The organism is Embleya sp. NPDC059237, assembly GCF_042754105.1.
Taxonomy (GTDB): domain Bacteria; phylum Actinomycetota; class Actinomycetes; order Streptomycetales; family Streptomycetaceae; genus Embleya.
Map to the genome: position 1 here is coordinate 644,871 of NZ_JBHZAE010000004.1, position 25,699 is coordinate 670,569.

The 25,699-nt window shown below is 72.7% G+C and carries 22 protein-coding genes; 6 read left to right on the forward strand and 16 right to left on the reverse strand.

Going from position 1 to position 25,699, the window contains the following annotated elements:
- Positions 1-91: 91 nt before the first annotated feature.
- The 7 genes from pheT to infC all read right to left on the reverse strand — a co-directional run bounded on the left by pheT (position 92) and on the right by infC (position 7,484).
- Positions 92-2,599 (reverse strand): phenylalanine--tRNA ligase subunit beta, encoded by a 2,508-nt coding sequence (gene pheT / locus ACFXKZ_RS16905; RefSeq protein ID WP_380001045.1) that lies wholly within the window; start codon positions 2,597-2,599, stop codon positions 92-94.
- Positions 2,599-3,720, reverse strand: coding sequence for a phenylalanine--tRNA ligase subunit alpha (pheS, locus tag ACFXKZ_RS16910; protein ID WP_380001047.1), 1,122 nt, complete (start codon positions 3,718-3,720; stop codon positions 2,599-2,601). The genes pheT and pheS overlap by 1 nt, the downstream gene beginning before the upstream one ends.
- Before the next feature lie 158 nt (positions 3,721-3,878).
- On the reverse strand, positions 3,879-4,928 hold the full coding sequence (locus ACFXKZ_RS16915; RefSeq protein WP_380001049.1) for an ATP-binding protein: 1,050 nt from the start codon (positions 4,926-4,928) through the stop codon (positions 3,879-3,881).
- 136 nt (positions 4,929-5,064) lie between these two features.
- Positions 5,065-5,913 carry a TrmH family RNA methyltransferase gene (locus ACFXKZ_RS16920; RefSeq protein WP_380001051.1) on the reverse strand — a complete coding sequence of 283 codons (849 nt, stop codon included), beginning with the start codon at positions 5,911-5,913 and terminating at the stop codon, positions 5,065-5,067.
- Between the two features lie 73 nt (positions 5,914-5,986).
- Complete coding sequence (gene rplT / locus ACFXKZ_RS16925) at positions 5,987-6,379, reverse strand: 50S ribosomal protein L20 (RefSeq protein WP_020552013.1); 393 nt, start codon at positions 6,377-6,379, stop codon at positions 5,987-5,989.
- Positions 6,380-6,499: 120 nt separating this feature from the next.
- Complete coding sequence (gene rpmI / locus ACFXKZ_RS16930; protein ID WP_078978620.1) at positions 6,500-6,694, reverse strand: 50S ribosomal protein L35; 195 nt, start codon at positions 6,692-6,694, stop codon at positions 6,500-6,502.
- A 94-nt stretch (positions 6,695-6,788) separates the two neighbouring features.
- Entirely contained in the window at positions 6,789-7,484 is a 696-nt protein-coding gene (gene infC / locus ACFXKZ_RS16935; protein ID WP_380001155.1) for a translation initiation factor IF-3, read from the reverse strand.
- A 374-nt stretch (positions 7,485-7,858) separates the two neighbouring features.
- On the opposite strand from infC, the gene ACFXKZ_RS16940 reads away from it, so the two are divergent.
- Positions 7,859-8,227: a DUF1844 domain-containing protein gene (locus tag ACFXKZ_RS16940; RefSeq protein ID WP_380001054.1), complete on the forward strand. Its 369-nt coding sequence runs from the start codon at positions 7,859-7,861 to the stop codon at positions 8,225-8,227.
- A gap of 414 nt (positions 8,228-8,641) precedes the next feature.
- Here the strand turns inward: ACFXKZ_RS16940 and ACFXKZ_RS16945 are convergent, their stop codons facing one another.
- Both ACFXKZ_RS16945 and ACFXKZ_RS16950 read right to left on the reverse strand, forming a co-directional pair.
- Positions 8,642-9,379, reverse strand: a complete 738-nt coding sequence (locus tag ACFXKZ_RS16945; RefSeq protein WP_380001056.1) for an SseB family protein — start codon at positions 9,377-9,379, stop codon at positions 8,642-8,644.
- 1,404 nt (positions 9,380-10,783) lie between these two features.
- Complete coding sequence (locus ACFXKZ_RS16950; protein ID WP_380001058.1) at positions 10,784-12,352, reverse strand: carboxyl transferase domain-containing protein; 1,569 nt, start codon at positions 12,350-12,352, stop codon at positions 10,784-10,786.
- Between the two features lie 155 nt (positions 12,353-12,507).
- Here ACFXKZ_RS16950 and ACFXKZ_RS16955 point away from each other — a divergent pair, with 155 nt between their 5' ends.
- From ACFXKZ_RS16955 to ACFXKZ_RS16975, 5 genes are all read left to right on the forward strand, one after another.
- Positions 12,508-13,752, forward strand: a complete 1,245-nt coding sequence (locus ACFXKZ_RS16955) for an amino acid deaminase/aldolase (protein WP_380001060.1) — start codon at positions 12,508-12,510, stop codon at positions 13,750-13,752.
- Between the two features lie 218 nt (positions 13,753-13,970).
- Positions 13,971-14,345 (forward strand): STAS domain-containing protein, encoded by a 375-nt coding sequence (locus ACFXKZ_RS16960; RefSeq protein ID WP_020552020.1) that lies wholly within the window; start codon positions 13,971-13,973, stop codon positions 14,343-14,345.
- Between the two features lie 76 nt (positions 14,346-14,421).
- Positions 14,422-15,363, forward strand: coding sequence for a 5'-3' exonuclease H3TH domain-containing protein (locus tag ACFXKZ_RS16965; RefSeq protein ID WP_380001062.1), 942 nt, complete (start codon positions 14,422-14,424; stop codon positions 15,361-15,363).
- 154 nt (positions 15,364-15,517) lie between these two features.
- A complete protein-coding gene (locus tag ACFXKZ_RS16970) occupies positions 15,518-16,246 on the forward strand; it encodes a hypothetical protein (protein ID WP_380001064.1) in 729 nt (242 codons plus the stop codon).
- A 243-nt stretch (positions 16,247-16,489) separates the two neighbouring features.
- Positions 16,490-18,238 (forward strand): RNA polymerase sigma factor, encoded by a 1,749-nt coding sequence (locus tag ACFXKZ_RS16975; RefSeq protein WP_380001066.1) that lies wholly within the window; start codon positions 16,490-16,492, stop codon positions 18,236-18,238.
- Between the two features lie 101 nt (positions 18,239-18,339).
- Here the strand turns inward: ACFXKZ_RS16975 and ACFXKZ_RS16980 are convergent, their stop codons facing one another.
- The 7 genes from ACFXKZ_RS16980 to ACFXKZ_RS17010 form a co-directional block, all read right to left on the reverse strand.
- Positions 18,340-19,764, reverse strand: a complete 1,425-nt coding sequence (locus ACFXKZ_RS16980; protein WP_380001068.1) for an amidase — start codon at positions 19,762-19,764, stop codon at positions 18,340-18,342.
- Between the two features lie 121 nt (positions 19,765-19,885).
- Positions 19,886-22,615 (reverse strand): DEAD/DEAH box helicase, encoded by a 2,730-nt coding sequence (locus tag ACFXKZ_RS16985; protein ID WP_380001157.1) that lies wholly within the window; start codon positions 22,613-22,615, stop codon positions 19,886-19,888.
- A 220-nt stretch (positions 22,616-22,835) separates the two neighbouring features.
- Complete coding sequence (locus ACFXKZ_RS16990) at positions 22,836-23,723, reverse strand: YegS/Rv2252/BmrU family lipid kinase (RefSeq protein ID WP_380001070.1); 888 nt, start codon at positions 23,721-23,723, stop codon at positions 22,836-22,838.
- A gap of 25 nt (positions 23,724-23,748) precedes the next feature.
- Complete coding sequence (gene tatC, locus ACFXKZ_RS16995) at positions 23,749-24,627, reverse strand: twin-arginine translocase subunit TatC (RefSeq protein WP_380001072.1); 879 nt, start codon at positions 24,625-24,627, stop codon at positions 23,749-23,751.
- 107 nt (positions 24,628-24,734) lie between these two features.
- The gene (gene tatA / locus ACFXKZ_RS17000; protein WP_078978608.1) at positions 24,735-25,016 is read right to left on the reverse strand and encodes a Sec-independent protein translocase subunit TatA; all 282 of its coding nucleotides are present in this window, start codon (positions 25,014-25,016) and stop codon (positions 24,735-24,737) included.
- Between the two features lie 129 nt (positions 25,017-25,145).
- Positions 25,146-25,373, reverse strand: coding sequence for a hypothetical protein (locus ACFXKZ_RS17005; RefSeq protein WP_380001074.1), 228 nt, complete (start codon positions 25,371-25,373; stop codon positions 25,146-25,148).
- Positions 25,374-25,405: 32 nt separating this feature from the next.
- On the reverse strand, positions 25,406-25,609 hold the full coding sequence (locus ACFXKZ_RS17010; protein ID WP_078978606.1) for a hypothetical protein: 204 nt from the start codon (positions 25,607-25,609) through the stop codon (positions 25,406-25,408).
- Positions 25,610-25,699 lie beyond the last annotated feature (90 nt).

The window sequence follows — 25,699 nt, forward strand, 5'->3', positions numbered from 1 at the left end:
CCGCCCCCGACCGGCGACCCCGCACATGCGAGTGGGCCCGCACACCGTCACGGTGTGCGGGCCCACGTCGACCGATCCGGCCCGAGAGGCGTCACGCCCCGCGCAGCACCGCCCCGGTCCGCTCCGCCGCGAGCGCCACCGCCGCGTCCCGCGCGGCCGTCGCCTCCTCGACCGTGAGCGTGCGGTCCTCCGCCCGGAAACGCAGCGCGTAGGCCAGCGACTTGCTGCCCTCGCCGACCTGCGAGCCGGTGTACACGTCGAACAGGCGCACCGATTCGAGCAGCGCCCCGGCCCCCTCGACCAGCGCGGCCTGCACCGCGGCGGCCGGCACCGAGTCGGGCACCACGAGCGCCACGTCCTGGGTGGCCACCGGGTAGGAGGAGACGTGCCCGGCCTGGACCGGGCGCTCCCCGTCCAGGTCGGCGGTGAGCAGGTCCAGGTCCAACTCCATCGCGCCGACCCGCTCCGGCAGGTGCAGCGTCTTGAGCACCCTCGGGTGCAACTCGCCGGCGTGCCCGACGACCCGCTCGCTCCCGTCCGGCGCGGTCGCCACCAGCGCAGCGCAGCGCCCGGGGTGCCACGGCTCGTGCCGGTCCGCCCGCACGGTCAGCTCGACCCCGACGGCGTCCGCGACCACCCGCGCGGCCTCGATCGCATCCGCCCAGATCTGCGGCCGGCCCTTGCCCCACCACCCGGAGCGCTCGCGCTCCCCGGACAGCACGACCGCGATCCGCTGCGGCTGGTGCGGCAACGCCGCGGCGAGCGCGGCCAGTTCCGCCTCGCTCGGCCGCCGGTCCACGGCGAGCACGGGCGCGGGCGGGGTCGAGGCGTTCGGCCGGAAGACCACACCCGACTCGAACAGCGCGAGATCGGTGTTGCCGCGCCCGAGGTTGCGGCGCAGCGTGTCCAGCAGGCCCGGCAGCAGCGTGGTGCGCAGCGCCGGCTCCTCCTCGGAGATCGGGTTGACCAGCACCACGGTGCGCCGCCGCGCGTCGTCCTCGGCCAAGCCGAGGTCGTCGAACGCGCTCTGCCCCAGGAACGGGTAGTTCAGCACCTCGGTGTAGCCCGCGCCCGCGAGGGCCCGGCCCAGTCGGCGCCGGCGCCGCTGGTCGGCGGTCAGCCCGCGACCGGCCGGCACCTGCGGCAGCGTGGCCGGCACCCGGTCGTAGCCCTCCAACCGGATGACCTCTTCGGCCAGGTCGTTGGGGTCGGTCAGGTCGGGCCGCCAGGTCGGCGGGCCGACGGTGAGCGTGTCGATGCCCTCGACCGAACAGCCCACCTCCTGCAGCCGCTGGGCCACCGTCTCGCGGGTGTAGGGCACGCCCGCGACCTTCGCCGGGTGGTCGGCGGCCAGGGTGATCCGCACCGGCTCGCGCGGCGCGTCCACCTCCGTCACGCCCGCCTCGGCCTGGGCCCGCTCGCCGCCGAGCGCGGCCAGCAGGTCGACCGCGCGCTGCGCCGCGGCGCGGGCCGCCTCCGGGTCCACGCCGCGCTCGAACCGGCGCGACGCCTCCGAGGACAACCTGTGCCGACGCGCGGTGCGCGCGATGGCCACCGGGTCGAAGTGCGCGGCCTCGATCACGATGTCGCTCGTGTCGTCGCCGATCTCGGTGCTCTCGCCGCCCATCACGCCCGCGAGGCCGATCGGCCCGCGGTTGTCGCAGATCAGCAGGTCCTCGGGGTCGAGCGTGCGCTCGACGTCGTCGAGGGTGGTCAGCTTCTCGCCGGCCTGCGCGCGGCGCACCACGATCGGACCCTGCAGCCGGCCCCGGTCGTAGGCGTGCAGCGGCTGGCCCAGTTCGAGCATGACGTAGTTGGTCACGTCCACGACCAGCGAGATCGGCCGCATACCGCTCATCTGCACGCGGCGCTGCACCCACAGCGGCGAGGGCGCGCCGGGGTCGACGCCGACCACGGTGCGCGCCACGAACCGGTCGCAGCCGGCCGGGTCCTCGACCCGCACCGGGTAGCCGTACCCGTTGGCGTCGGGCACGTCCAGCAGCGCCGGGTCGCGCAGCGGCTGCCCGTAGGCGATCGCCGCCTCGCGGGCCACACCGCGCATCGACAGGCAGTAGCCGCGGTCCGGGGTGACCGCGATGTCGAGCACCTCGTCGACCAGACCGAGCAGTTCGATCGCGTCCGCGCCGATCTGCGCCTCGATCGGCAGCACGATGATGCCGTCGTGGTCGTCGCCCATGCCCAGCTCGCGGGCGGAGCAGATCATCCCGCGCGATACGCGCCCGTAGGTCTTGCGCTCGGTGATCTCGAACGGGCCGGGCAGCACGCCGCCCGGCAGGATCACCACGACCTTGTCGTCGACCTCGAAGTTGCGCGCGCCGCAGATGATCTCCTGCGGCTCGCCGGTGCCGTTGGCGTCGCCGACGTCGACCTTGCAGAACCGGATCGGCTTCTTGAAGCCCTCCAGCTCCTCGATCTCGAGCACCTGTCCGACCACGAGCGGACCCTTGAGGTCCGCGCCGAGCTGTTCGACCGTCTCGACCTCGAGGCCCAGCGCCACGAGCTTGTCGGCGACGTCGCGCCCGGACTCGCCGGCGGGGAGGTCGACGTACTCCCGCAGCCACGAAAGCGGGACCCGCATCAGATCTCCATCCCGAACGGGAGGGTGAACCGGACGTCACCCTCGACCATGTCCCGCATGTCCTCGACGTTGTGCCGGAACATCAGCGCGCGCTCCAGACCCACACCGAACGCGAAACCGCTGTACACCTCGGGGTCGATGCCGCACGCGATCAGCACGCGCGGGTTGACCATGCCGCAGCCGCCCCACTCGATCCAGCCCTCGGACCGGCAGGTCCGGCACGGGTGCTCGGGGTCGCCCACCGAGGCGCCCCGGCACACGAAGCACTTGAGGTCGAGCTCGGCGGAGGGCTCGGTGAACGGGAAGTACGACGGGCGCAGCCGGGTGACGATGCCCTCGCCGAACATGGCCTGCACGAAGTGGTCGAGCGTTCCCTTGAGGTCGCCCATGGTCAGGCCCTTGTCGACGGCCAGGCCCTCGATCTGGCCGAACACCGGAGTGTGCGTGGCGTCCAGCTCGTCGGTGCGGTACACCCGGCCCGGACAGATCACGTAGATCGGCGGCGTGCGGGTGAGCATGGTGCGGATCTGCACGGGCGAGGTGTGCGTGCGCAGCACCACGCCGGAATCCGCGGAGCCGTCCTCGGCGCGCACGAAGAAGGTGTCCTGCATGGTCCGCGCGGGGTGGTCCGGCAGGATGTTGAGCGCGTCGAAGTTGTACCACTCGGCCTCGACCTGCGGGCCCTCGGCGACCTCGTAGCCCATCGCCACGAACAGGTCCTCGATGCGCTCGGAGAGCGTGGTCAGCGGGTGCCGGGCGCCGCGCGGGGCACGGTCCCACGGCAGCGTGACGTCGACCGCCTCCTCGACGAGCACGCGCGCGTCACGCTCCGCCTCCAGCTCGACCAGGCGCCGCTCCAGGGCCTGCTTGACCGCGCCGCGGGCCTGGCCGACGCGCTTGCCCGCCTCGGCCTTGGCCTGCGGCGGGAGCGCGCCGATCTCGCGGTTGGCCAGCGCCAGCGGCGAGCGGTCGCCGGTGTGCGCGACCTTCGCCTCCTGCAGCGCGGCCAGGTCGGCGGCGGCCGCGACCGCGGCGAGCGCCGCGTCCCTGGCCCGCTCGACTTCCTCGGGTTTCAACGCCTCGACCTCGACCGGGTCGTACGACTTGTTCGGTGCCGACATCTGTGTCCAGTGCTCCTGTGGGGGATCCGCCGGTGGTGGAGGCGGCAATGACGTCCTGCGACGTCCGCGCTCCGAGTTTACTGACGCCCGATGGGCGTGCGTGTCCGCGGCCGCCGGACCGCGACGACGTGGGTGGGACTTCCTCCGCGCGGGCAGCGCTACATGAGGACGTCCGGCATCGCGGCCGGCAGGGTGAATCGAAATCGGGCCCCGCCGCACTCGGCGCGATCCACGCCGATGGTGCCCGCGTGCGCCTGGACCAGGCCCTTGACGATGTACAGCCCCAGGCCGGTGCCACCGCGGCGGTTGCCGCGCCAAAAGCGGGTGAAGACGCGCTCGAGGAGTTCGTCCGGGATGCCCGGGCCCTCGTCGCTCACCGTGATCTCCGTCCCGTACGCACCGGGCGCGGACCCGATGGAGACCGCGCGCATCTCGATGGTGACGGTTCCGGCGCCGTGGCGCACCGCGTTTTCCAGCAGGTTGCCGAGAATCTGGTCGAGTTTGTCGGCGTCGAGCCACATGCGGGGCAGCGGCCCGTCCACCACGACCACGAAGCGCTCGTCCGGCAGGCCGTTGCATTCGAGCGCGCGCAGGTGCCGGTGTACCGCCTCCTCCATGTCGACGACCTGGCGGTTGAGTTGCAGCCGGCCGGCGTCGATTCGGGAGATGTCCAGGAGTTCGGTGATCAGCCGGGTGACCCGGTCCGCGTCGGCGTCGACCGTCTCCAGCATCAGCCGCTTCTGCTCGTCGGTGAACCGCTCCCACTTGGCGAGCAGCGTCGCGGTGAAGCCCTTGACCGAGGTGAGCGGCGAGCGCAACTCGTGCGCGACGGTGGCGATCAGGTCGGAGTGGCCGCGCTCGATCCGCCTACGCGCGTCGGTGCAGCGCAGCGACACCACGAGTTTGCTCAGCGGCCCGCGCGGACCGTCGGGGCGCACGTAGGACGCGGTGACCAGAATCTCCCGCCCGGCGAGCAGCAGGTTGCGCTCGGGTTGGCGGGTCCGGGTGGACAGTCCGCCGTACGGGTCGGTGCACACCCACCAGCGCCGGCCCTCGATGTCCTCCAGCGGCAGCGCGTCGGCGATGTGTTTGCCGAGCGCGTCCTCGGGACGTGTCCCGGTGATCCGGGCGGCGGCGGTGTTGAAGGTGACCACCGTGCCGTTCTCGTCGGCGACCACCAGGCCGTCGGGCAGCATGTCGGCGTCCATCGGCCCCCTTCCCGTTTCGGGCCCGAGGGAGTTCCGGGCCGGACACACTATCCCAAGGCGCAGCGTGCCGTCCGGGTGCGCCGGACGCAACCGACTCGTTCCCCGGCACTCGCCGGTCAAGCCGAGTACGTCGGGGTCATCGCGCGTTTCGCGCGCCGGAGCGGCAGCCCCCGTGTCCGCGTTGCGCGCGGGCGGAGGCATACAGACACACGGCCGCGGCGGTCGCCAGGTTCAGGCTCTCGGCCCGTCCGTGGATCGGCACCCGCACCACGGCGTCGGCCAGCGCGCGGGTCTCCTCGGGAAGCCCCCACGCCTCGTTGCCGAATATCCACGCGGTGGGTCCGGCGAGCCCGCCCGCGTCCAGTTCGCCGTCCAGATCGGCCTCGCCCGCGCCGTCCGCGGCCAGGATCCGCATCCCGGCGGCGCGCAGCGCGGCGACGGTGTCCTCGATCCGGGCGCCGGTGACGACAGGCAGATGAAAGAGGCTGCCCACCGAGGCGCGCACGGCCTTGGGGTTGTACGGGTCCACGGAAGCGTCGGTGAGGACGACCGCCTCGGCGCCGGCCGCGTCGGCCGCGCGCAGTACGGTGCCCGCGTTGCCGGGGTCGCGCACGTTGGCCAACACCGCGACCAGGTGCGGCCGCGCGTCCATCGCGTGTTCCAGGGGCACGTCCACGAACCGGCACAGCGCCACCACACCCTGGGGGGTGACGGTCTGGCTGATCGCGGCGACGACCTCGTCGGTGGCGGTGAACACCGGCACCCGGGCCTCGTGCGCGCCTGCGACCAGATCGGGGTAGCGCTCGGCCACCTCGGGGGTGATGTACATCTCGCGCAGCGTGCCCGGCAGAGCCACCGCCTCGCGCACCGCCTGCGGTCCCTCGGCCAGGAACAACCGCTCCCGGGCCCGGAAAGCGCGTTTGGCGAGCCGCCGAGCCGCCGCCACTCGTGGTGATCGGGTGGACGTCAGCTCGGGGCTCGCCATCGCGTTACCGTTCTCTGCTCTCGACCTGCAACGGTCTGGGAAGTGCTGCGACATCGACGACGTGGGTCGACGATCAGGCCGCGGCGTCTTCCTTCTTCGCGTTGACGTCGGCCGGGAGGGCCTTCTGCGCTACCTCGACGAGGGCGGCGAACGCCGGGGCGTCGTTGACCGCGAGCTCGGCGAGCATCTTGCGGTCGATCTCCACACCGGCGGCCTTGAGGCCCTGCACGAAGCGGTTGTAGGTCATCCCGTTCAGGCGGGCAGCGGCGTTGATGCGCTGGATCCACAGCTGACGGAAGTCCCCCTTCCGCTTCTTGCGGTCGTTGTAGTTGTAGACCATGGAGTGGGTGACCTGCTCCTTGGCCTTCCTGTACAGACGGGACCGCTGGCCGCGGTAGCCGGACGCCCGCTCGAGGATGACGCGGCGCTTCTTGTGGGCGTTGACCGACCGCTTGACGCGTGCCACTTGATGAACTCCTTGATGTCAGACCGCGGTGTGTCGACCGTGGCCCGGGTAAGTCTGGGACCGTCGCCTGTCGCCGACCGGTGGGTTCTCGTCAGCCGGTGCGACGACTGCTGCCTACTACTACTTCTTGAGCAGCTTCTTGATCTTCTTGGCGTCGGCCGGGGCCACCTCGACGACACCGGCGAGGCGCCGGGTCAGGGTCGAGGGCTTGTGTTCGAGAAGGTGACGGCGACCCGCACGCTGGCGCAGCACCTTGCCGGAGCCGGTGATACGAAAGCGCTTGCTGGCACCGCTGTGGGTCTTGTTCTTCGGCATGTCGCCGCAGTCTCCTCGTCGTGCCGTACCCGCCCGGTACCACCGGGCAGACACAGGTGTGTGTGCAAATCGGCGCGGGGCGACCCGTTCCGGGTCAGACCTGCTCTTCGGCCTTCGGCTCCGCGTCGGACTCGACGGGGGCCTCGGCGGCCTGAGCGGCGGCCTCGGCCCTGCCGGCTTCCGACTCGTCGGGGCGCTCGTCCCCGGACTCGACGGCCACCCGACGCGCGTCCTTGCGCGCCGCCTGGGCCTCGCGAGCCTCGGCCATGGCCTCGGTCTTCTTCTTGTGCGGGCCGAGAACCATGATCATGTTGCGGCCGTCCTGCTTCGGGTTCGATTCGATGAACCCGAGCTCTTGGACGTCCGTCGCGAGACGCTGCAGCAGTCGGTAGCCCAGTTCGGGCCGGGACTGCTCGCGACCACGGAACATGATCGTGATCTTGACCTTGTCGCCCTGCTTCAGGAACCGCTCGACGTGACCCTTCTTGGTGTCGTAGTCGTGCGGGTCGATCTTCGGCCGGAGCTTCATCTCCTTGATGACCGTGTGCGCCTGGTTCTTGCGCGCCTCACGGGCCTTCATGGCCGACTCGTACTTGAACTTGCCGTAGTCCATGAGCTTGCAGACCGGCGGCCGGGCGTTGGCCGCGACCTCTACGAGGTCGAGGTCGTACTCCTGGGCAAGTTCCATGGCCTTGGCCAGCGGGACGATTCCGACCTGCTCGCCGCCAGGACCAACGAGTCGCACCTCGGGGACGCGAATCCGGTCGTTGATGCGGGGCTCGGCGCTGATGGGGCCTCCTCATACCTGAAGCGACCGCGGGCGAAGCGGTCACATGTGTCTCGGTGTTACTTCCCCCCGAGCCAGGTTCTCCGCGAAGCCATCCAGGCAACGCGAAAAAGCCTCGCACGGTTGCATGCGAGGCTCCACCACCGGCTGACGAAGCCGCCCAAAGGACGGCAAACGTGGAACGGACGCACACGAAGCGCGTCGCACCGGACCGGTACCCGTCGTCCGTGAGGTCGATCGGGTGGGAGACGGAGCCTCCGCTTGCAGGCCGGGCATGCATATGCCCGGTCGGTCGATACACCACTCTACCACTGGCTCGAACATGCCGAAGGGCCCCGTTGTTCCCCGATTCGGGGGCATACCCGAGACTGGTCCCCATGAGCGAGAGCGCCCCCCATATTGCACCCGGCCCGGCCGACGACGTCGACGTCATGACCCGCGACATCGCGGACGTGCCGGCCGTCGAGGTCATCACCACGCTGTCCGTCCACCTGATGAGCGCGGCGGCGGTCAAACTGGGCCTGGCCGAGGACGGCGAGGCGCACAAGGACCTCGACGAGGCCCGCAAACTGATCACCGCCCTGGCGGGCCTGGTCACCGCCGCGGCACCGGAGGTCGGCTCCTACCACGCGGGCCCCTTGCGCGACGGCCTCAAAACCCTCCAACTGGCCTTCCGCGAAGCCTCCACATACCCGGACGTCCCCGGAAAGGGCCCAGGCGAAAAACTCACAGGCCCAGTCCACTAACCCCAAGCCGGGCCGGACAACCCGGCCCGGCCCCCGTCCGCCCCCCGAAAACAAGCGCGGCACGGACCCACTCCGGATCGGCAAAGCACCACCGAACCCCAAGCCGAGCAACCCCCATCCAGCCCGTCCGGCGCTTGAGGACAACCGAGGCGCAGCCCGGCCCGGGGGCAAGTCGGCCCCCCCAGCCCATCCGGCAACTGAGGATCGGCAAAGCATCACCAAATCCCAAGCCGAGCAACCCATCCAACCCGTCCGGCGCTTGAGGACAACCGGGCCGGAGGCCGGCTCCGGAGGCGACCCGAACCCAATCCAGCCCGTCCGGCGCTTGAGAACAACCGGGCCGGAGGCCGGCCCCGGAGGCGACCCGAACCCAACTCGGCCCGTCCGGCGCTTGAGGACGAACCCCGGTCGCGTCTAGCGCGAAAAGAGCGGCTCCGCCTCCAGCGAAGCGCCCGGCGGCAACATCGCCAGGTCGAGCCCACGATCCAGCCGGGCCCGGACCACGTCGTCCTCGGCCAACCGCCCCACGATCCGCCGCGCGGCCTCCGTCACCTCGATCGGCGACGCCGCCGCCACCAGGCTCAGCGTCAGATCGTTGCCGCCGCCCTCGGTCAGGTACACCGCCGACACCGCGCTCTCGGAGTGCACCGCCTCCCGCACCGCGCCCAGCACCTCCGGATCCCGGTGCGGAGCCAGATGCGCCCGCCCCTCCGCCACCGCCCGCAGCCGACTGCCCGACAGCTCGTACGGATACGGCCCGGCCAGGTCGAGCAACAGCGTGTCCGCCTCCTCCGCGTACGCGGCGTGCGCGGCGCGCGCGGCCTCGACCGGGATCGGCCGGGCGTCCGCCCGCCAACGCGCCAGCGCCGCGACCGACGTGAACGCCGGCAGCGCCCGCCGCCCGTCCGGACCCTGGATCGTGGGCACCGCCATGTCGCTGGACTTCTCCCGCCGCAACTCCCCCGGCGCGACGTCCTCCTCCTCGGTCAGGATCGCCACCACCGGAACCAGCAGTCGCGCCTCGCACAGGGCCCGGGAGACCGCCTCGTCGTCCACCTCCGGCGCCGCCAGCGCCTGTGCCAGCGCGGGGTGGGCGCTGCCGTCGTCGTCGGGGAATCCGGTGTCGGGAATGCTCTTGCCGCTGAAATCCACCCGTCGACTGTAGGCCACCGGCCAACCGCCGCCACCACCCCGGACCGGCCCCCGGGAGCATCGCGGGTCGGCGACCACTTGCCGACCCGCGACCTCCCTATCGAGGTCCGGCTCGCCCGCCCCGTCACCCGACCCGCGACGGCGCGATCGAGCCGCCACAGCCCCGGGAGGCCGGACGAGGCGCCGGGCCGAGCCGGCCCGTCCTGGCCCGTGCTCGGACGGGTCGGGCTGAAACCGGCCCGGATCCCGAACCGCGTTCAGCGTAGGTCCGGCGGGATTTGCCGTCGGGGACTCCCACCACGCTCACCCATTCGAGTGAACCCAAAGTCGCCCACTTGCCCCGCCCCTGCCGCACAGGCATCCATCGTGTGCCGGCGCCCACCGAGGCACCGGGGTCGACACACCAACGAAACGGCACGAGGCATCCTGGCCGCCCGGGGCACGAGGCCGACGGACGAAGGCACCTCGGTGGAGCGCAGCGGAGCCGTACCCCTCCGCCACCGGCGGAGCGCAGCGGAGCCGGAACCCCCGAGGCGCCGCGCAGCGGCAACGCCCCCCGCGCTTCCGCCCCCGACGGAGCGAAGCGGAGGAGAAACCACTCCGCAACCACCCCGACAGGGCCCCAGAGGCCGCCAGGGCCCGGCCAAAGTTGCGCGGCGACCAAGGCGCGAAGCCAGGGCCGCGACACAAGCCAACCAAGCGACCAGGCTCGCAATACGAGCCGCCCAAGCAACCACACTCGCAGCACCAGCCGCCCAAGCAACCACACCCGCAGCACCAGCCGCCCAAGCAACCACACCCGCAGCACCAGCCGCCCAAGCAACCACACCCGTATCCCGCGGCGTTGCTTCTTATCGGGCGCTTCGCGCCGGCTCGCGAGGCACCACTTTTTTCTCTCCCCCGCTTCGCTCCTCCGAGAAAAAAGCGGCCCCTCGCTCGGGGCCGTGTGCCCCTCCGCTTCGCTCCGGGCCACCCGGCCCAAGTTCTGCGGCTCCGCCGCTCTCCGCGCTGCGCGCGTCGATCCCGGGGGCAGCCCGAGGCGTGGGCACTGACGCGCCAATGGGGGTGCGCGTCGGGTGTAGGACGCCGCGTCGCGGGGTGCTCACGCACTACAGGAGTGTGCCCACCAGATGGGCGAGGCAGCCCGAGTCACGAGGCGCCCACGCCCCACAGGGGCGCGCCCACCGGATAGACGAGGCAGCCCAAGTCGCGAGGCGCTGACGCCCCACAAGGGCGCGCCCACCGGAAACGAGGCAGCCCGAGTCGCGAGGCACTCACGCCCCACAGGGGGTGCCCCGCTGCGCCTTCCGTGCACGTCCGAGTCGCGGCCGGAGGCCGTTCCGGTGTGCCGCGTCGAGAGGTGGGGGCCGGGGGCGGGGGTGTCCTGGCTCTGTGCTCGGGTGGTCAGAGGCCCAGGCTTCGGTAGCGCGATCGTCTCCTCGCCAATCGGGTCGAGGTGTCCATGGTTCGTAGGGTGTCGAGTTCCTCGCGGAGGGCTTCGGCGACTCGGTGTACGAACGCCACGGGTTCGGTGGCCGCGTCCGGGTGTTCGGGGACCACGCGGTCGACGATGGCGTTGCGCTGCAGGTCGGCGGCTCGGACGCCCTGGCGGTCGGCGATCTCGGCGGCGCGATCCGTGGTGCGGTACAGGATCGCCGACGCGCCCTCCGGGGGCAGCGGCGACAGCCAGCCGTGTTGGGCGCAGACGACCCGGTCGGCCGGCAGCAGCGCGAGGGCGCCGCCCCCGGAGCCCTGGCCCAGCAGCAGGCACACCGTCGGCGCGGGCAACAGCACCAGTTCGGCCAGGCATCGGGCGATCTCCCCGGCCAGCCCGCCCTCCTCCGCCTCCGGGGACAGCGCCGCCCCGGCGGTGTCCACCACGGTCACCAGCGGCAGCCCCAACTCGGCCGCGAGCCGCATTCCGCGTCGGGCCTGGCGCAGCCCCGCCGGGCCGAACGGGCCGTGTTCGCTCTGCCGGGTGCGGTCCTGGCCCAGCACCACGCACGGCGCCCCGGGACCGGCCCCGACCCCGAACCGGGCCAGCACCAGGCGCAGCGCCGGTTCGCTCTCCCCCTCCCCCGTCCCGCGCAGCGGGGTGACCGAGCGCGCGCCGTGTCGCAGCAGCGTGCGCAGGCCCGGGCGGCGCGGATCACGCGAGCGCCGCACCGACGTCCAGGCCGGCACGTCCGGCAGCGGTTCGGCGACGACCTCGGCGTCCGGGTCGGCGGACCCGGACGGCCCGGACGGCCCGGACGGCCCGAACGGCCCGGACACTCCCGGCGGCGCCGCACCCGGGCCGAGCACGTCGAAGACCCGGATCGCCACCCAGCGCAGCTCCTCCGGCGGCACCACCGCGTCGATCAGCCCGTGCTCGTACAGGTTCTCCGCGACCTGGACCCCGCCGGGGAACGGGCGATCGTGCAGGGCCTGGTACACCCGCGGCCCGAGGAAGCCGATCAGCGCGCCGGGCTGGGCGGCGGTGACGTGGCCGAGCGAGCCCCAGGACGCGAACACGCCGCCCGTGGTGGGGTGGCGCAGATAGACCAGGTACGGCAGACCCGCGGCGCGGTGCGCGGCCACCGCCGCGGAGATCTTGACCATCTGCAGGAAGGCGACGGTGCCCTCCTGCATGCGGGTGCCGCCCGAGGTGGGCGAGGCGACCAGCGGCAGGCGCTCGGCGGTGGCGCGCTCGACCGCGAGGGTGAGCCGTTCCGCCCCCGCGACGCCGATCGAGCCGGCCAGGAAGTCGAACTCGCAGGCCACCACCGCGACCCGGCGCGCGTGGATCCGGCCCTCGCCGGTGACCAGCGCCTCGTCCAGTCCGGTGCGCTCGCGGGCCGCGGCCAGCTCGGCCGCGTAGTCCGGGTCCGGGGCGGCGAGCGTCGGCAGCGGGTCGTTCCAGGCCCGGAAGCTGCCCGGGTCCAGGACGCGGTCGATCAGGTCGAGCGCCCGCACCCGCTCGGGGTGACTCATACGATCAAGCTAACGCACCGTCAACGCACCGTCGGCGCGACTCGGCGCAGGCGGGCCCGGGCGGCCCGACGAGCCCACCACGGGCCACGAGCCCCATCCGCAAGTCCTACCCGCGAGTGCTACCGATCGGTACGTCGATCTGGCAGGCTGCGGCAATGGTCTCCGCCGCGCCCCCCGTGTCCGCTCCCGCCCCGACGCCGACCGCGAGCGCCGACCGGTCCCGCTACGACCGGGCCACCGCGCACCTGGACGCCCCCTTCGCGATCGTCGACCTGGACGCCTTCCGGGCCAACGCCGCGGACCTGGTGCGCCGCGCGGCCGGCACGCCGGTGCGGGTGGCCAGCAAGTCGGTGCGCTGCCTGCCGCTGCTGCGCGAGGTGCTGGCCATGGACGGCTACCGCGGCGTGATGGCCTTCACCCTGCCCGAGGGCCTGTGGCTGGCCGCCGAGGGCGTCACCGACATCCTGGTGGCCTACCCCTCCGCGGACCGCGCGGCGTATCGCCGGCTGGCCGCCGACGCCGCGGCCGCCGCGCGGGTGACGGTCATGATCGACGACCCGGCGCAGCTGGACCTGATCGAGCGCGCGCTCGCCGACGTGCGGCCCCGGGCCGAGGTGCGGGTGTGCCTGGACATCGACACCTCCTGGCAACTGCTCGGCGGCCGGGTGCACATCGGCGCGCACCGCTCGCCGCTGCGCACCCCGGAGCAGGTGGCTGCGGTCGCCGAGGCGGTCGTGCGGCGGCCGGGCTTTCGACTGGTCGGCCTGATGGCCTACGAGGCGCACATCGCGGGTGTCGGCGACGCGCCCGAGGGCCGCGCGCTGTACGGCCGGGTGGTACGGGCGATGCAGGCGCGCTCGGGCGCCGAACTGAGCCGGCGCCGAGCCGACATCGTGCGCGCGGTGCGGGCGGTCGCGCCGCTGGAGTTCGTCAACGGCGGCGGTACCGGCAGCGTGGAGCGCACCGTGGCGGAGACCTCGATCACCGAGGTCGCGGCCGGCTCCGGGCTGTTCCAGCCGCGCCTGTTCGACCACTACAGCGCCTTCCGGGGCCGGCCCGCCGCGCTGTTCGCCCTGCCGGTGGTGCGCCGGCCCGGCCACGGCTGCGTGACCGTACTCGGCGGCGGCTACCCCGCGTCCGGTGTGCCGGCGCCCGACCGGCTGCCGCAGCCGTACCTGCCCGCGGGCCTGACGTACCACGCGCAGGAGGCCGCGGGCGAGGTGCAGACCCCGCTGCGCGGCGCGCCGGCCGACGATCTGCGGATCGGCGACTCGGTGTGGTTCCGGCACGCGAAGGCGGGCGAGTTGTGCGAACGTTTCGACGCGCTGCATCTGGTCGAGGGCGACCGGGTCGTGCGTACGGTGCCCACGTATCGGGGCGAGGGCCACACGTTCCTGTAGGCCGCGAACCCGAAAACCGGGACCCGACGCGGCCCTTCGGGTCGGCCGCCGGCACCGAACCGACCTGCCGTTACCCGGACAAGACCCACCCGTTCTGCCCACCGCGCAAAAAACGACCCGTTGAGGGGCTGTCGGGCACCACTCCGGATGGCCCACAATGCCCATTGCCGGCGCCGTATCGGCGCGGCGGTACGTCCGGCCGGTGAAAGGTCGCAGCCATGATCGCGCGCTTGGGCACCCTCGGGCAGGAACATCCCGTCACCGGGGTGACGATCTGGCGCGGTTGTGCGGTCGTCCACCTGGCCGGCGAACTGGACCTGCACAACGCCCCGTTGTTGCACCGCACCCTGATCGAGTTGATCGACGGCGGGTGTCGCCGGGTGGTGGTGGACGCCACCGGGCTGAACTTTTGCGACTCGGTCGGCCTGGGTGTGCTGATAGACGCGTTCAAGTCGATGCACGCGTTCTCCGGCGAACTGCGGCTGGCCGCGCCCGACCGCAACGTGCGGGCGACGTTGCGGATGACCGGCCTGATCGACGTCCTCGGGGTGCGCGACACCCTCCAGGAAGTCCTGGACGAGTTCGCCGACTGACGCCGGCGCCGGCGGGCGGGCCGGCGCGACCCGCACGACCGCACGAAGGTCGGGTCCCGCGTCGGTGCGGTGCGGCATGATCGGGCTCGTGACCGAACGTCTGATGCTCCTCGACACCGCGTCCCTGTACTTCCGCGCCTACTTCGGCGTCCCGGAATCCGTCAAGGCCCCCGACGGCACGCCCGTCAACGCCGTGCGCGGCCTGCTCGACTTCATCACCCGCCTGGTCGAGGACCGCGAGCCGACCCGGCTGGTCGCGTGCATGGACGCCGACTGGCGGCCGCAGTTCCGGGTCGACGCGATCCCCTCCTACAAGGCGCACCGGGTCGCCGAGGAGATCGGTCCCGACGAGGAGGAGATCCCGGACACGCTCGGTCCGCAGGTGCCGGTGATCGAACAGACGTTGGACGCGCTGGGCATCCCGCGCGTGGGGGTCGCGGGCTTCGAGGCCGACGACGTGATCGCCACGCTGGCCACCCGGGCGCCGTCGGCGGTGGACATCGTCACCGGCGACCGTGACCTGTTCCAGCTCGTCGACGACGCGCGCGCGATCCGGGTGCTTTACACGGTCAAGGGTGTGGCCGCGCACGAGGTGATCGACGAGGCGGCGGTGCTGGCCCGCTACGGCGTACCCGCGTCGGCCTACGCCGACTTCGCCACGTTGCGCGGCGACGCCAGCGACGGGCTGCCGGGGGTCAAGGGCATCGGGGACAAGACCGCCGCCCAGTTGATCGTCGAATACGGCGACCTGGCGGGGGTACGCCGGGCGGCGGCCGATCCGCGGGCCAGGCTCACCCCGGCCCGGCGGGCGCGGATCGTCGAGGCGAGCGACTACCTCGACGTGGCGCCCGGTGTGGTGCGCGTGGTGCGCGACGTCCCGCTGCCGCCGGCGGCCGAGTGGGACCGGCCGCTGCCCACCGAACCGGCCGATCCGCAGGCGCTGGACGCGCTGCGCCGGCAGTGGGGCCTCACCGGGCCGGTGCACCGACTGCTCGACGTGCTCGCCGCCCGCCGGTGATGCCCGGAATCTCCACCTAAGGACGGCGGCCGGCCACTCGAAAGGGTCGCTCCGGAACGCGCCGGGCGCACGGGCGCGAATGTGACCCGGGTCACATTCAAGAAAACTTCGGCGAACTTTGTCACGTTCGCCGCAAAGCCTGCTCTCGACCGCCATGCGTACCGAGTGTGACACCCCGATCACCGCCCAACCCGACCGCGACTGGCTCCGAGGCGAGTGGCAGCGGGTGACCCTGCGGGCCGGTTGGCCCCCCCGCGTCGCCTGGCACAGCGACGCCGTCGAGCAGTGCCTGGACGCCTTCGTCCGCGACGGCCGGGTCCACGCCGCCTGCCTGGCCCTGGCCCGGGACCGGGCCGCCGCCGAGATCCCGCTGGACGTGGCCCTGGCCGAACTGGACGCGCTGTTCCTGTGCGCCCTCGCACACAGCGCCCCCGGCCCGCTCGTCCAGGCCTACCTGAGCACCCGCGCCCGGGCCAACCCGCCCGGCACCCTGCCCCCCGGCACCGACCCGATCACCGAACTCCCCTCCGCCGCCCTCCTCCAGCAGCGCCTCGTCGAGCGCACCGCCGCCGGCGAACACGTGCGCATCGTCGTGGTGCGCCTGGAGGTGCCCGAGTCGCTGCTGTGGGGTCACCTGCGCCACCTGCTGCTCACCGCCCGCCACCTGGAGCGGGCCCTGGGCGACATCGCCTACGCGGTGCCGCCCGGCCGGCTGATGGCCCTGCTCGACGGCGACGACCCGGAACTGCCCGACCGGCTCGACCGGTTGTGCCGCGCCCCCGTCGACCCGCTGGACGGTCCCGGCGGAGCGCCCGGCGGCGCGCCTCGGATCCCCCGGTCGAGCGTGCGCCTGACCACCGCGCCGGGCACGACGGGTCGATAGCACCGTGACGAACCACCTCTTCGCACTTCCGTTCGTCACCCGAACGACGCAGCGTCACCCCGACCCCGGTTCCACCGTCGAAACGGGCGCGGACCTCGACCATCCGCGCCCGTGTCGCACCACCTGCGCCGGAGCGCACTCCGGGTGCCTTGCCGAGGCCCACCGCTTCTGGACAGACCGTGGCCGGATGGTCACGATGCTGTGCGAACGATCGGGCACGGCAAGGGCACAAGGGGGCAAACGGTGGCACGCGAGGACGACTCGGCGACCCCGGACCCCAGCGGCGGCGACATGGGTGGCGGCGCCGCGGAGGCGACCGGATCCGGCGCCCCCTTCGTCCCCGGCCAGCGCGGCGTGCATCACCCTCGGGTGTACGACGGCGACCTCTGGTCCGCCGAGCCGGCCGCAGCCGAACCGGCCCAGCCCTGGTCGGCCCACGCCGCAACGACCGACCCCTTCACGCCCGAATCGGGCGGCGACGGCGCCGGGCGCCCACCGCGGGACGACGAGGCGCTACCCGTGTCCGAGGGGCCCTCGGACCTGGAGTTGGCCGAGCGGGTACGCGCCGGCGACGGCAACGCCTACGGTCTGCTGTACCAGCGACACGTGCGCTCGGTACGCGCCTTCGCCCGCACCTGCACCCGCACCCCCGAGGCCGCCGACGACCTGTGCGCCGACGCGTTCGCGGCCACCCTGGAGGCGCTGCGGGCGGGCGGCGGGCCCCGGGAGGCGTTCCGGGCCTATCTGCTCACCACCGTGCGCCACCTGGCGATCAGCTGGACCCGGAACAACCGGCGCGAGTGGCTCACCGAGGACTTCGCCCTCTTCGAATCGGCGTGCGAGAACCAGGATCCCCTGGTGAGGGCCGACGACACGCGACTGGCGTACCAGGCGTTCAAGGAGTTGCCCGAGCGCTCCCGAACGGTGCTCTGGCACGTCGACATCGAGGGCGAACAGGCCGTCCAGGTCGCCCCGTTGGTCGGCGAGAACCCGGACAACGTGCGCAAGATCCTGGAGCGGGCCCGCCAGGAACTCAAGGACAACTACTTCGTGGCGTTCGCCACCGGCGGTGTCGACGACGAGAAGTGCAAGAAGTTCACCCGGCACTACGGCCGGCACCTGCGCAACCGCATGGACTCGGAGCGGCGCCGGGAGACCATCGACGCGCACCTGAAGAAGTGCAGCAGGTGTCACGACACCTACGCGGAGATGGCCGACGTCCGCGACCGGTACGGGCCGATCGCGCTCGCGCTGATCGGCATCACCGCGCCGATCTTCCTCAGCGGTACCGCCGTGGCCGCCGGCGCCGCCGCGGCGGGAGCGGCGGTGGCCGGCGGGCTCGGCCTGGCGGTCGGCGCCACCGGCGCGGGCGGCGTCGCGAGCGGGGTGGCCGCGGGCGCCGCCGCGGCCGGCGGCGCGGCGGCGGGGGCGGGCGTGGGCACCGCCGCGGTCAAGGGCGCGGCCCAGGGCGGGCAGACGGCCGGCCGCTCGTCGCTGATCGCGGGCGGGGTGGTGGTCGCCGTCGCGGTCGCCGCGTTCGCCCTGGTGGACACCGACAAACCCAAGCCGAAACACCCCTCCCCGCCGGTCGCCGCCTCCGCGCCGGCCCCACTGCCGCCCCCCCCCCCCCCCGCCGAGACCCAGCCCCCGCAACCCTCGCCGCCCAAGCCGGCCGAGGTGGAGTCACCCGAGCCGACCCCGCCGGCCGCCTCGCCGCGCCCGGCGCCCACCACCCGCCCGCCGACCCGGCCCGCCCCGACCGTCAAGCCCACCCGCTCCGGGCCGACGCTGGTGGCGAACAACAAGGAGTTCCGGGTCGACGACGACAAGGTCGGCTTCCGGTGCGACAACGGCGCCGGCAAGTGGTGCGAGAACCCGACCATCACCGTGCCCAGCGCCCTGGCCGCGGCGCTGATGCCGGCCGGCTCCACCGCCGAGTGCACCGAGATCAAGGGCAAGAACGGCTCGCACTACACCCTGTGCCGACGCTGAGGGGCACACCCCGAACCGGCGCCGAACCGGCGACCGGCGACCGGCGACCACTAGGTGTATTCACCCGTGAGGTCGGTGACGCGGCCGGCGGGTGAATACACCTAGCGCGGAGGGCGCGCCGTACCCGCCCACGGCGCCGCCGCCTCCAACTGCCCGGCGAGGCGCAACAGTGTCGTCTCGTCGCCGTAGCGGCCCGCGAACTGCACGCCCACCGGCATCCCGTCGGCCGTACCGCCCAGCGGCACCGACATGGCCGGCTGCCCGGTGACGTTGAACAGGCTGGTGAACGCCGCCATGCCGCGCATCCCCGCCAGCGCCGCCCGCGGATCCCGGTTGGGGTCCAACTCGCCCAACTTCGGCGGCACCACCGCCATCGTCGGGGTGAGCAGCACGTCGAAGCGCCCGGTCAGCCGGGTCACCGCCCGCCCGATGGTGTGCATCGTGTCCACCGCGGCCAGATAGCGCGCCAGCGTCAGTCGCCGGCCCTTCTCCACGATCAGCTCGGTCGCCGCGTCCAGATCGCCGGGCCGCAACTCGCGCCCCAGCTCGGCCAATCGCAGGTCCACCATGCGCGCCATGTGTGCGGCGCTGATCGGCGCGATCACCTCGCCGGGCCGGGTCAGCGTGTCCGGCCATTCGACCGGCTCCACGTCGTGCCCCAGCGCCTCGCACAGCGCCGCCGCCTCCTGCGCGGCCCGGGTGCACTCGGCGTCCACGAGCACGTCGGCGTCCACGGGGTTCAGGATCAGCCCGATCCGCAAGCGCCCCGGGTCCGCGCCCACCTCGGCGGCGTACGGGCCCACCGGCTGCGGCGCGTGGTAGGGGTCGCCCGGCTCCGGGGTGCCGGTGACATCGAGCAGCGTCGCGCTGTCACGGACCGTGCGGGTGACCGCGTGCGCCACCGAGAGCCCGGCCCAGGACTCGCCGCGGTCGGGCCCGGCGGTGACCCGGCCCCGGCTCGGCTTGAGACCGAACAACCCGCAGCACGAGGCCGGGATCCGGATCGAGCCGCCCCCGTCGGTGGCGTGCGCGACCGGCACCATGCCCGCCGCGACCGCCGCCGCCGAGCCGCCGCTGGAGCCGCCAGCGCTGTGATCGAGCCGCCAGGGGTTGTGCGCGGGACCGAACAGGGCCGACTCGGTGGTGGTGCCCAGGCCGAACTCGGGGGTGTTGGTCTTGCCCACGATCAGCACACCCGCCACCCGCAACCGGGTGACCAGGGTGCTGTCCCGCTTCGCCGGCACGCCCGCGAACAGGCGCGAGCCGTTGGTGGTGGGTGTGCCGGCCACGTCGCACTCGAGGTCCTTGATCAGGTACGGCACCCCGGCCAACACGCCGGGCAACAGACCCGCGACGGCGGAGCGGGCCTGCTCCTCGCACAGCGCGACCACCGCGCCCAGGGCTGGTTCGCGCTCCTTGATCGCGGCGAAGGCGACGTCGAGCACCTCGTCCGCGCTCACCTCCCCGCGGGCGATCAAGCCCGCGAGTCCGGTGGCGTCATGGGACTGATACTCGTCGATCCGCACGGTGGGACCTCCTGGGCTGGGGAAACACGTTCGCCCCGCACCGTACGCGACCGTACCGACTCGCCGTGTGGCTGCTCGGCGGATCGGCACAATCCGGCGCGTCCGGCGGGGCGCCGCCCGCTCAGCCGACCGAGGAGTAGGCGACCACGCCGCGGCGCAGCCCCTCGATCGCCTTGCGGGCGGTGCCGCCGACCTTGCTGTCGTCGGGCGCGGCGGCGGCGATCTGGCCGAGTACGTCGACCAGTTGCTTGATCCAGCGGACGAAGTCGCCGGCCGGCAGGTCGGCGTCGCCGAGCACCGCGTCCAGGCTCATCCCCGACGCCCACGAGTACGCGGTCCAGGCGAAGCCCAGGTCCGGCTCGCGCAGGAAATCGAGGTGGTGCTGCCCCTCCAGTGCGTCGAGGTGGCCCCACAGCCGGACCATGTCGACCAGCGCCGACGTCGTCGTCCCGGCAGGCACCTTCGGCGACATCGCGTCGTCGGGCTGCCGCGACTCGTACACCAGCGCGGACGCGCACGCGGCCAGCTCCGCCGGGGACAACTCCTCCCACAGGCCCTCGCGCAGGCACTCCGCGGTCAGCAGGTCCAGCTCGGCGTAGATCCGGGCCAGCCGGCGCCCGTCCTCGGTGACCGTGTCGCCCGCCAGATAGCCCAGGTCGGTGAGCATCGCGCAGACCCGGTCGAAGGTGCGCGCGATGGTGTGCGTGCGGCCCTTCATCCGGCTCTCGATCACCTGCGTGTCGCGCAGCAGCCGGTGGTAGCGCTCGGCCCAGCGCGCGTGCTCCTCGCGGTCGTCGCAGCCGTGGCACGGGTGTTGCCGGATCGCCTGGCGCAGCCGGGCCAGCTCGGCGTCGTCGGCGGCCGGCGAGCGCTGCTTGCGCCCCCGGGGGTGGTCCACGTGGCCGGCCTTGGTGCGCAGCGAGGACGCCAGGTCGCGGCGGGACTGCGGATTGCGCGCGTTGAACGAGCGCGGGATGCGCAGTCGGTCGATCGCCTCGACCGGCACGGGGAAGTCGATCCCGGCCAGCCGGCGCGCCTGGCGGTCCACGGTGAGCACGAACGGGCGCGGCCCCTCCGGGCCCTGGTCGGTGCCGGGGTCCAGGATCACGGCCAGACCCGCGTACTTGCCGGTGGGCACCATGATGATGTCGCCCGACCTGAGCTTCTCCAGCGACGCGGCGGCCGCGGCCCGGCGCTGGACGGCGCCCTCGCGGGCCAGCTCCGTCTCGCGGTCCTTGAGCGCGCGCCGCAAACTCCCGTATTCGGCGAAGTCGCCGAGGTGGCAGGTCATCGCCTCGCGGTAGCCGGCCAACCCCTCCTCGTTGCGCTGCACCTGGCGGGTCAGCCCGACCACCGAGCGGTCGGCCTGGAACTGCGCGAACGAGGTCTCCAACAGCTCGCGCGAGCGGTGCCGGCCGACCTGGCCGACCAGGTTGACCGCCATGTTGTAGGACGGCTTGAAGGAGGACCGCAGCGGATACGTGCGGGTGCCCGCCAGGCCGGCCAGGTGGGCCGCGTCGAAGCCTTGGTGCCACAACACCACCGCGTGGCCCTCGATGTCGATGCCGCGTCGCCCGGCGCGGCCGGTGAGCTGGGTGTACTCGCCCGCGGTCAGGTCGGCGTGCGTCTCGCCGTTCCACTTGACCAGCTTCTCCAGCACCACCGAGCGGGCGGGCATGTTGATCCCCAGGGCCAGCGTCTCGGTCGCGAAGACCGCCTTGACCAGGCCCTTGACGAACAACTCCTCGACGACCTCCTTGAAGGTCGGCAACATGCCCGCGTGGTGTGCGGCGATGCCGCGCTGGAGCGCGTCGAGCCAGGAGTGGTAGCCCAGGACGTGCCGGTCCTCGTCGGGGATGCCGGTGGTGCGCGCCTCGACGATCGTGCGCACCTCGGCCCGCTCCGCGTCGCCGTTGAGCCGCAGACCCGCGTGCAGGCACTGCTGGACCGCGGCCTCACAGCCCTTGCGGCTGAAGATGAAGGTGATCGCGGGCAGCAGGCCCTCGGCGTCGAGCCGGTCGATCACCTCGGCGCGGCTGGGCGTCCAGATCCGGCTGCGCACCGGTCGGGCCTCCTGGCCGCGGTTGCGCCGATAGCGGTCCTGCGGGCGCCCGGCCCGCTCGCTGTCCATCCGCCCCAGGCGCACCAGCTCGGGGTTGACCTCGGTGTGGTTCTCGTCGGTGAACAGGTCGTAGGTGCGGTTGCCCGCGATCACGTGCTGCCACAGCGGCACCGGGCGGTGCTCGGAGACCACGACCTCGGTGTCGCCGCGCACGGTGCCCAGCCAGTCGCCGAACTCCTCGGCGTTGCTGACCGTCGCCGAGAGCGAGACCAGGGTGACCGATTCGGGGAGATGGATGATCACCTCCTCCCACACCGCGCCGCGGAAGCGGTCGGAGAGGTAGTGCACCTCGTCCATGACCACGTAGCCCAGGCCCGCGAGCGCGTTCGAGGACGCGTAGAGCATGTTGCGCAGGACCTCGGTGGTCATCACGATCACCGGGGCGTCGGAGTTGACCGAGTTGTCGCCGGTGAGCAGGCCCACGTTGGCCGCGCCGTAGAGCTTTTGGAAGTCGGCGAACTTCTGGTTCGACAGCGCCTTGATCGGTGTGGTGTAGAAGCACTTGCGGCCCTGTTCCAGGGCCAGGTGCACGGCGAACTCGCCGACCACGGTCTTGCCCGAACCGGTGGGCGCGGCGACCAGGACCCCCTTGCCGGCCTCCAGGGCGCGACAGGCCTCGACCTGGAAGGAGTCGAGACCGAAGGGGTACTGCTCGCGGAACGCGTGCAGACTCGTGCGTTCGTCCACGGCACGGCGCCGGGCGGCCGCGTAGCGCTCGGCCGGGGACATCTGGGTATCGCGGTCCGTGCCGCGTGCGGGATCGAGAGGCATCTCGTCAAGCAGACTACCGGCCGGGACCGACGGCTGTGATCACCTTTTTTCGATCTTGCCGACCGGCGGGTCGAACAAGCGACCGCGGCACACCCGAGCGATCCGCGCCGCCCGGCACACCCGAGCGATCCGCGCCGCCCGGCACGGCCGGGCGGCGCGGGGAGCACCGCCGTACGCCTCAGCCGGCCGGCGCGGGGACCAGCGCCCGGACCGCGGCCGGCACGCAGTCCGCGGTCAGCGGCAGCGCGCCCAGGCGCTCCCCGTCGGCCCAGCCGCTGAGCCCGCGCGCGGTCAGCGACACGGTGGCGGCCCGGTGCACGGTGACCAGCGGGTGGCTCACGTGCCGCCCGCCGTAGACCTTGGGGAACACCCGCAACAGCTCGGCCCGCCCGCAGGCGGCCACCACCGTTATGTCGAACAGCCCGTCGGCGAGGTCGGCGCCCGGGCACATCCGCATGCCGCCGCCGTAGGAGCGACCGTTGCCGACTGCTATCAGCGTCGCCTCGACCTCGAACGGCTTGCCGTCCAGTTCCAGCTCGTAGTCGATCGCCTTCAGCGCGCCGAGTTCGCCCAGCAGCGCGGCGTTGTAGCGGGTCCGCCCGCCCGCCCAGGTCATCCGGTTGGCCCGCTCGTTGACCCGCGAGTCGAAGCCGGTGCACAGGATCGTGCCGAACCAGCGCTCGCCGACCCGGCCCAGGTCCACCGGGCGGATGTGCCGATCCGCCACCACGCGGGCCGCCGCGGCCACGTCGCCCAGCGGCAGGCCCAGCGCGCGGGCGAAGTCGTTGCCGGAGCCGATCGGTATCACGCCCAGCGGCGTCGGCGTGCCGGCGACCGCCTGCAGCGCGGCGGCGACCGTGCCGTCGCCGCCGACCGCAACCACCGCGTCCACACCCGTGCGGACCACCGAGCGCAGCCGGGCGATGCCCTCCGCGGCGCCGGGAGCGGACACCTGGTGCGGCGTCAGCCCCCGGTCGCGCAGCAGGTCGGCGGCGATCGACGCGGCCTTGAGGCCACGCCCGCGGCCCGCGGTGGGGTTGACGAATATTGCGATCTCCCGAGACACAAGGCGCGAGAGTAGCCCACCGGACTCAGGTGATGTCGTCCACCCTGCCGACCGGGTCGACCGCCTCGCGCTCGTCCACCCGGTTCGGCGTATCCACCGGGGTGACGGAGGTGTCGAGCACGGACGCCTCGTCGTCGTCGAGGTCCGCGCCGAACACCTCGGCACGGCGTTTGCCGCGCCGCCGGTCGTTGACGAACGCGACGATCAGCGCGAGCCCGTACAGGATCGTGATCGGGATGGACAGCAGGACCATCGTCACCGGGTCGGTGGTGGGGGTGGCCACCGCGCCGAAGACGAAGATGCCCATCACGACCCAGCGCCACCAGCTCGCCAGCTGCCGAGCGGTGACCACGCCGCCTATGTTGAGCATGATCAACACCAGTGGCAGTTCGCACGCGACACCGAAGACGACGATCATCCGCAGCACGAAGCTGAGGTAGTCGTCCACCTGGATCTGGGTGCTGGCGTCCTCGAGGGTGAAGTCGGTGAGCACCTCGAGCGCGTGCGGCAGGACCCAGTACGCGAAGTAGGCGCCGCCCGCGAACAGCGGGAAACCCACGCCGACGAAGGCCAGCGTGTACTTCTTCTCGTTCTTGTGCAGACCGGGGGCGAGGAACGCCCACAGCTGGTACAACCACACCGGCGCGGCGACCACCACACCGGTGGCCAGCGAGATCTTCAACGCGGTGGAGAACGGCGAGAGTACGCCGGTCTGCACCAGGGCACCGTTGCCGCACTGGGTGGCGCCGGTGCCCTTGATCGTGGTCAACCCGCAGACGGGTTTGACCAGGAACGCGCCGATCTCCTTGTAGTAGATCGCGGCGACGATGGTCACGACGATGATGGCCAGGAGCGCCTTGACGAGGCGATTGCGCAATTCGCGCAAGTGCTCCATGAGAGGCATGCGCCCCTCGGCGTCCTTGATCTTCTTCTGTTTCGGGCCGGACCTGCGTCCTCGCCCTGCCTTGTCAAGCACCTCGAGGGCCGACTCCTAAACAGGCGCGTACGGACTCAGCGACGGTTGTGGTCGGGCTCGCCGACCGGCCGCGCCTCGTTCACGTCGCCCGGAGCGGCCGAGATGGTGCGCGGCGGCGCCTCGGTGGTCTTGGCACTCTTGTCGGACGCGGGAGCCTCGGCCGCCCCGTCCTCCTTCATCGCCTTGGTCTCGCTCTTGAGGATGCGCAGCGAGCGACCCAGCGCCCGCGCCGTGTCCGGCAGACGCTTGGCGCCGAACAACAGCACGACGACAACCAGGATCAGGATGATCTCGGGCCAACCGAGCTTGCCAAACATAGTCAGTACCTCATTGCCGGGGCCGGGGGGTTACGGGTTCGATCGTACGCCGGTGCGGATGACGCACGTGCAACGCAATGGTGGCGAACAACTGCACCGGGCGTAACCCCCAGGGGTCACGCGGGCGAATCAATGCCGGTGCGCGGACGCGGACCGCGGGTGCGGAACGACGTCTTCTCGCGCCGTGGGGCGGCCCGCCGCGTCCAACTCGGCCGCCGCCCGGGACAACCGGTCGGCGGCGTCGGCGACGGTTCCGCCCAAGCGGCGAACGTCACCGAACAACCGCACGGCGAACCAGGCGAGGACGCCGAGTCCGACGAGCACGAGCACGAGGAAGAGCAGGACCCACGGCAACATGCGGCGACCCTAACAGCCCGCGAAGGCCCCGTTCAGCGTGCCACCTGCATGGACGACACCCCGCCGTCGGTGAGCAGTTCGACGATCCGCTCACCGGCCGGGCGGCGCACCGAGTCCGCGCAGGTGGGGCAGCGGAAGAGGTAGAAGGACTTGTTCGGTCGCAGCACCAGCCGTAGCTGATCCGCCGTCAGCTCCACCCGTCCGCATACCGGGCAGCGCGCCGTGAACGTCGACACCGTGGGCCTCCTCGCAAGGTCGGGAAGGTTGTCGTCGGTGGTACCGGGAGGTGCCGGCGGGCCGGATCCCGGGGCGTGTGCCGTTTTTGG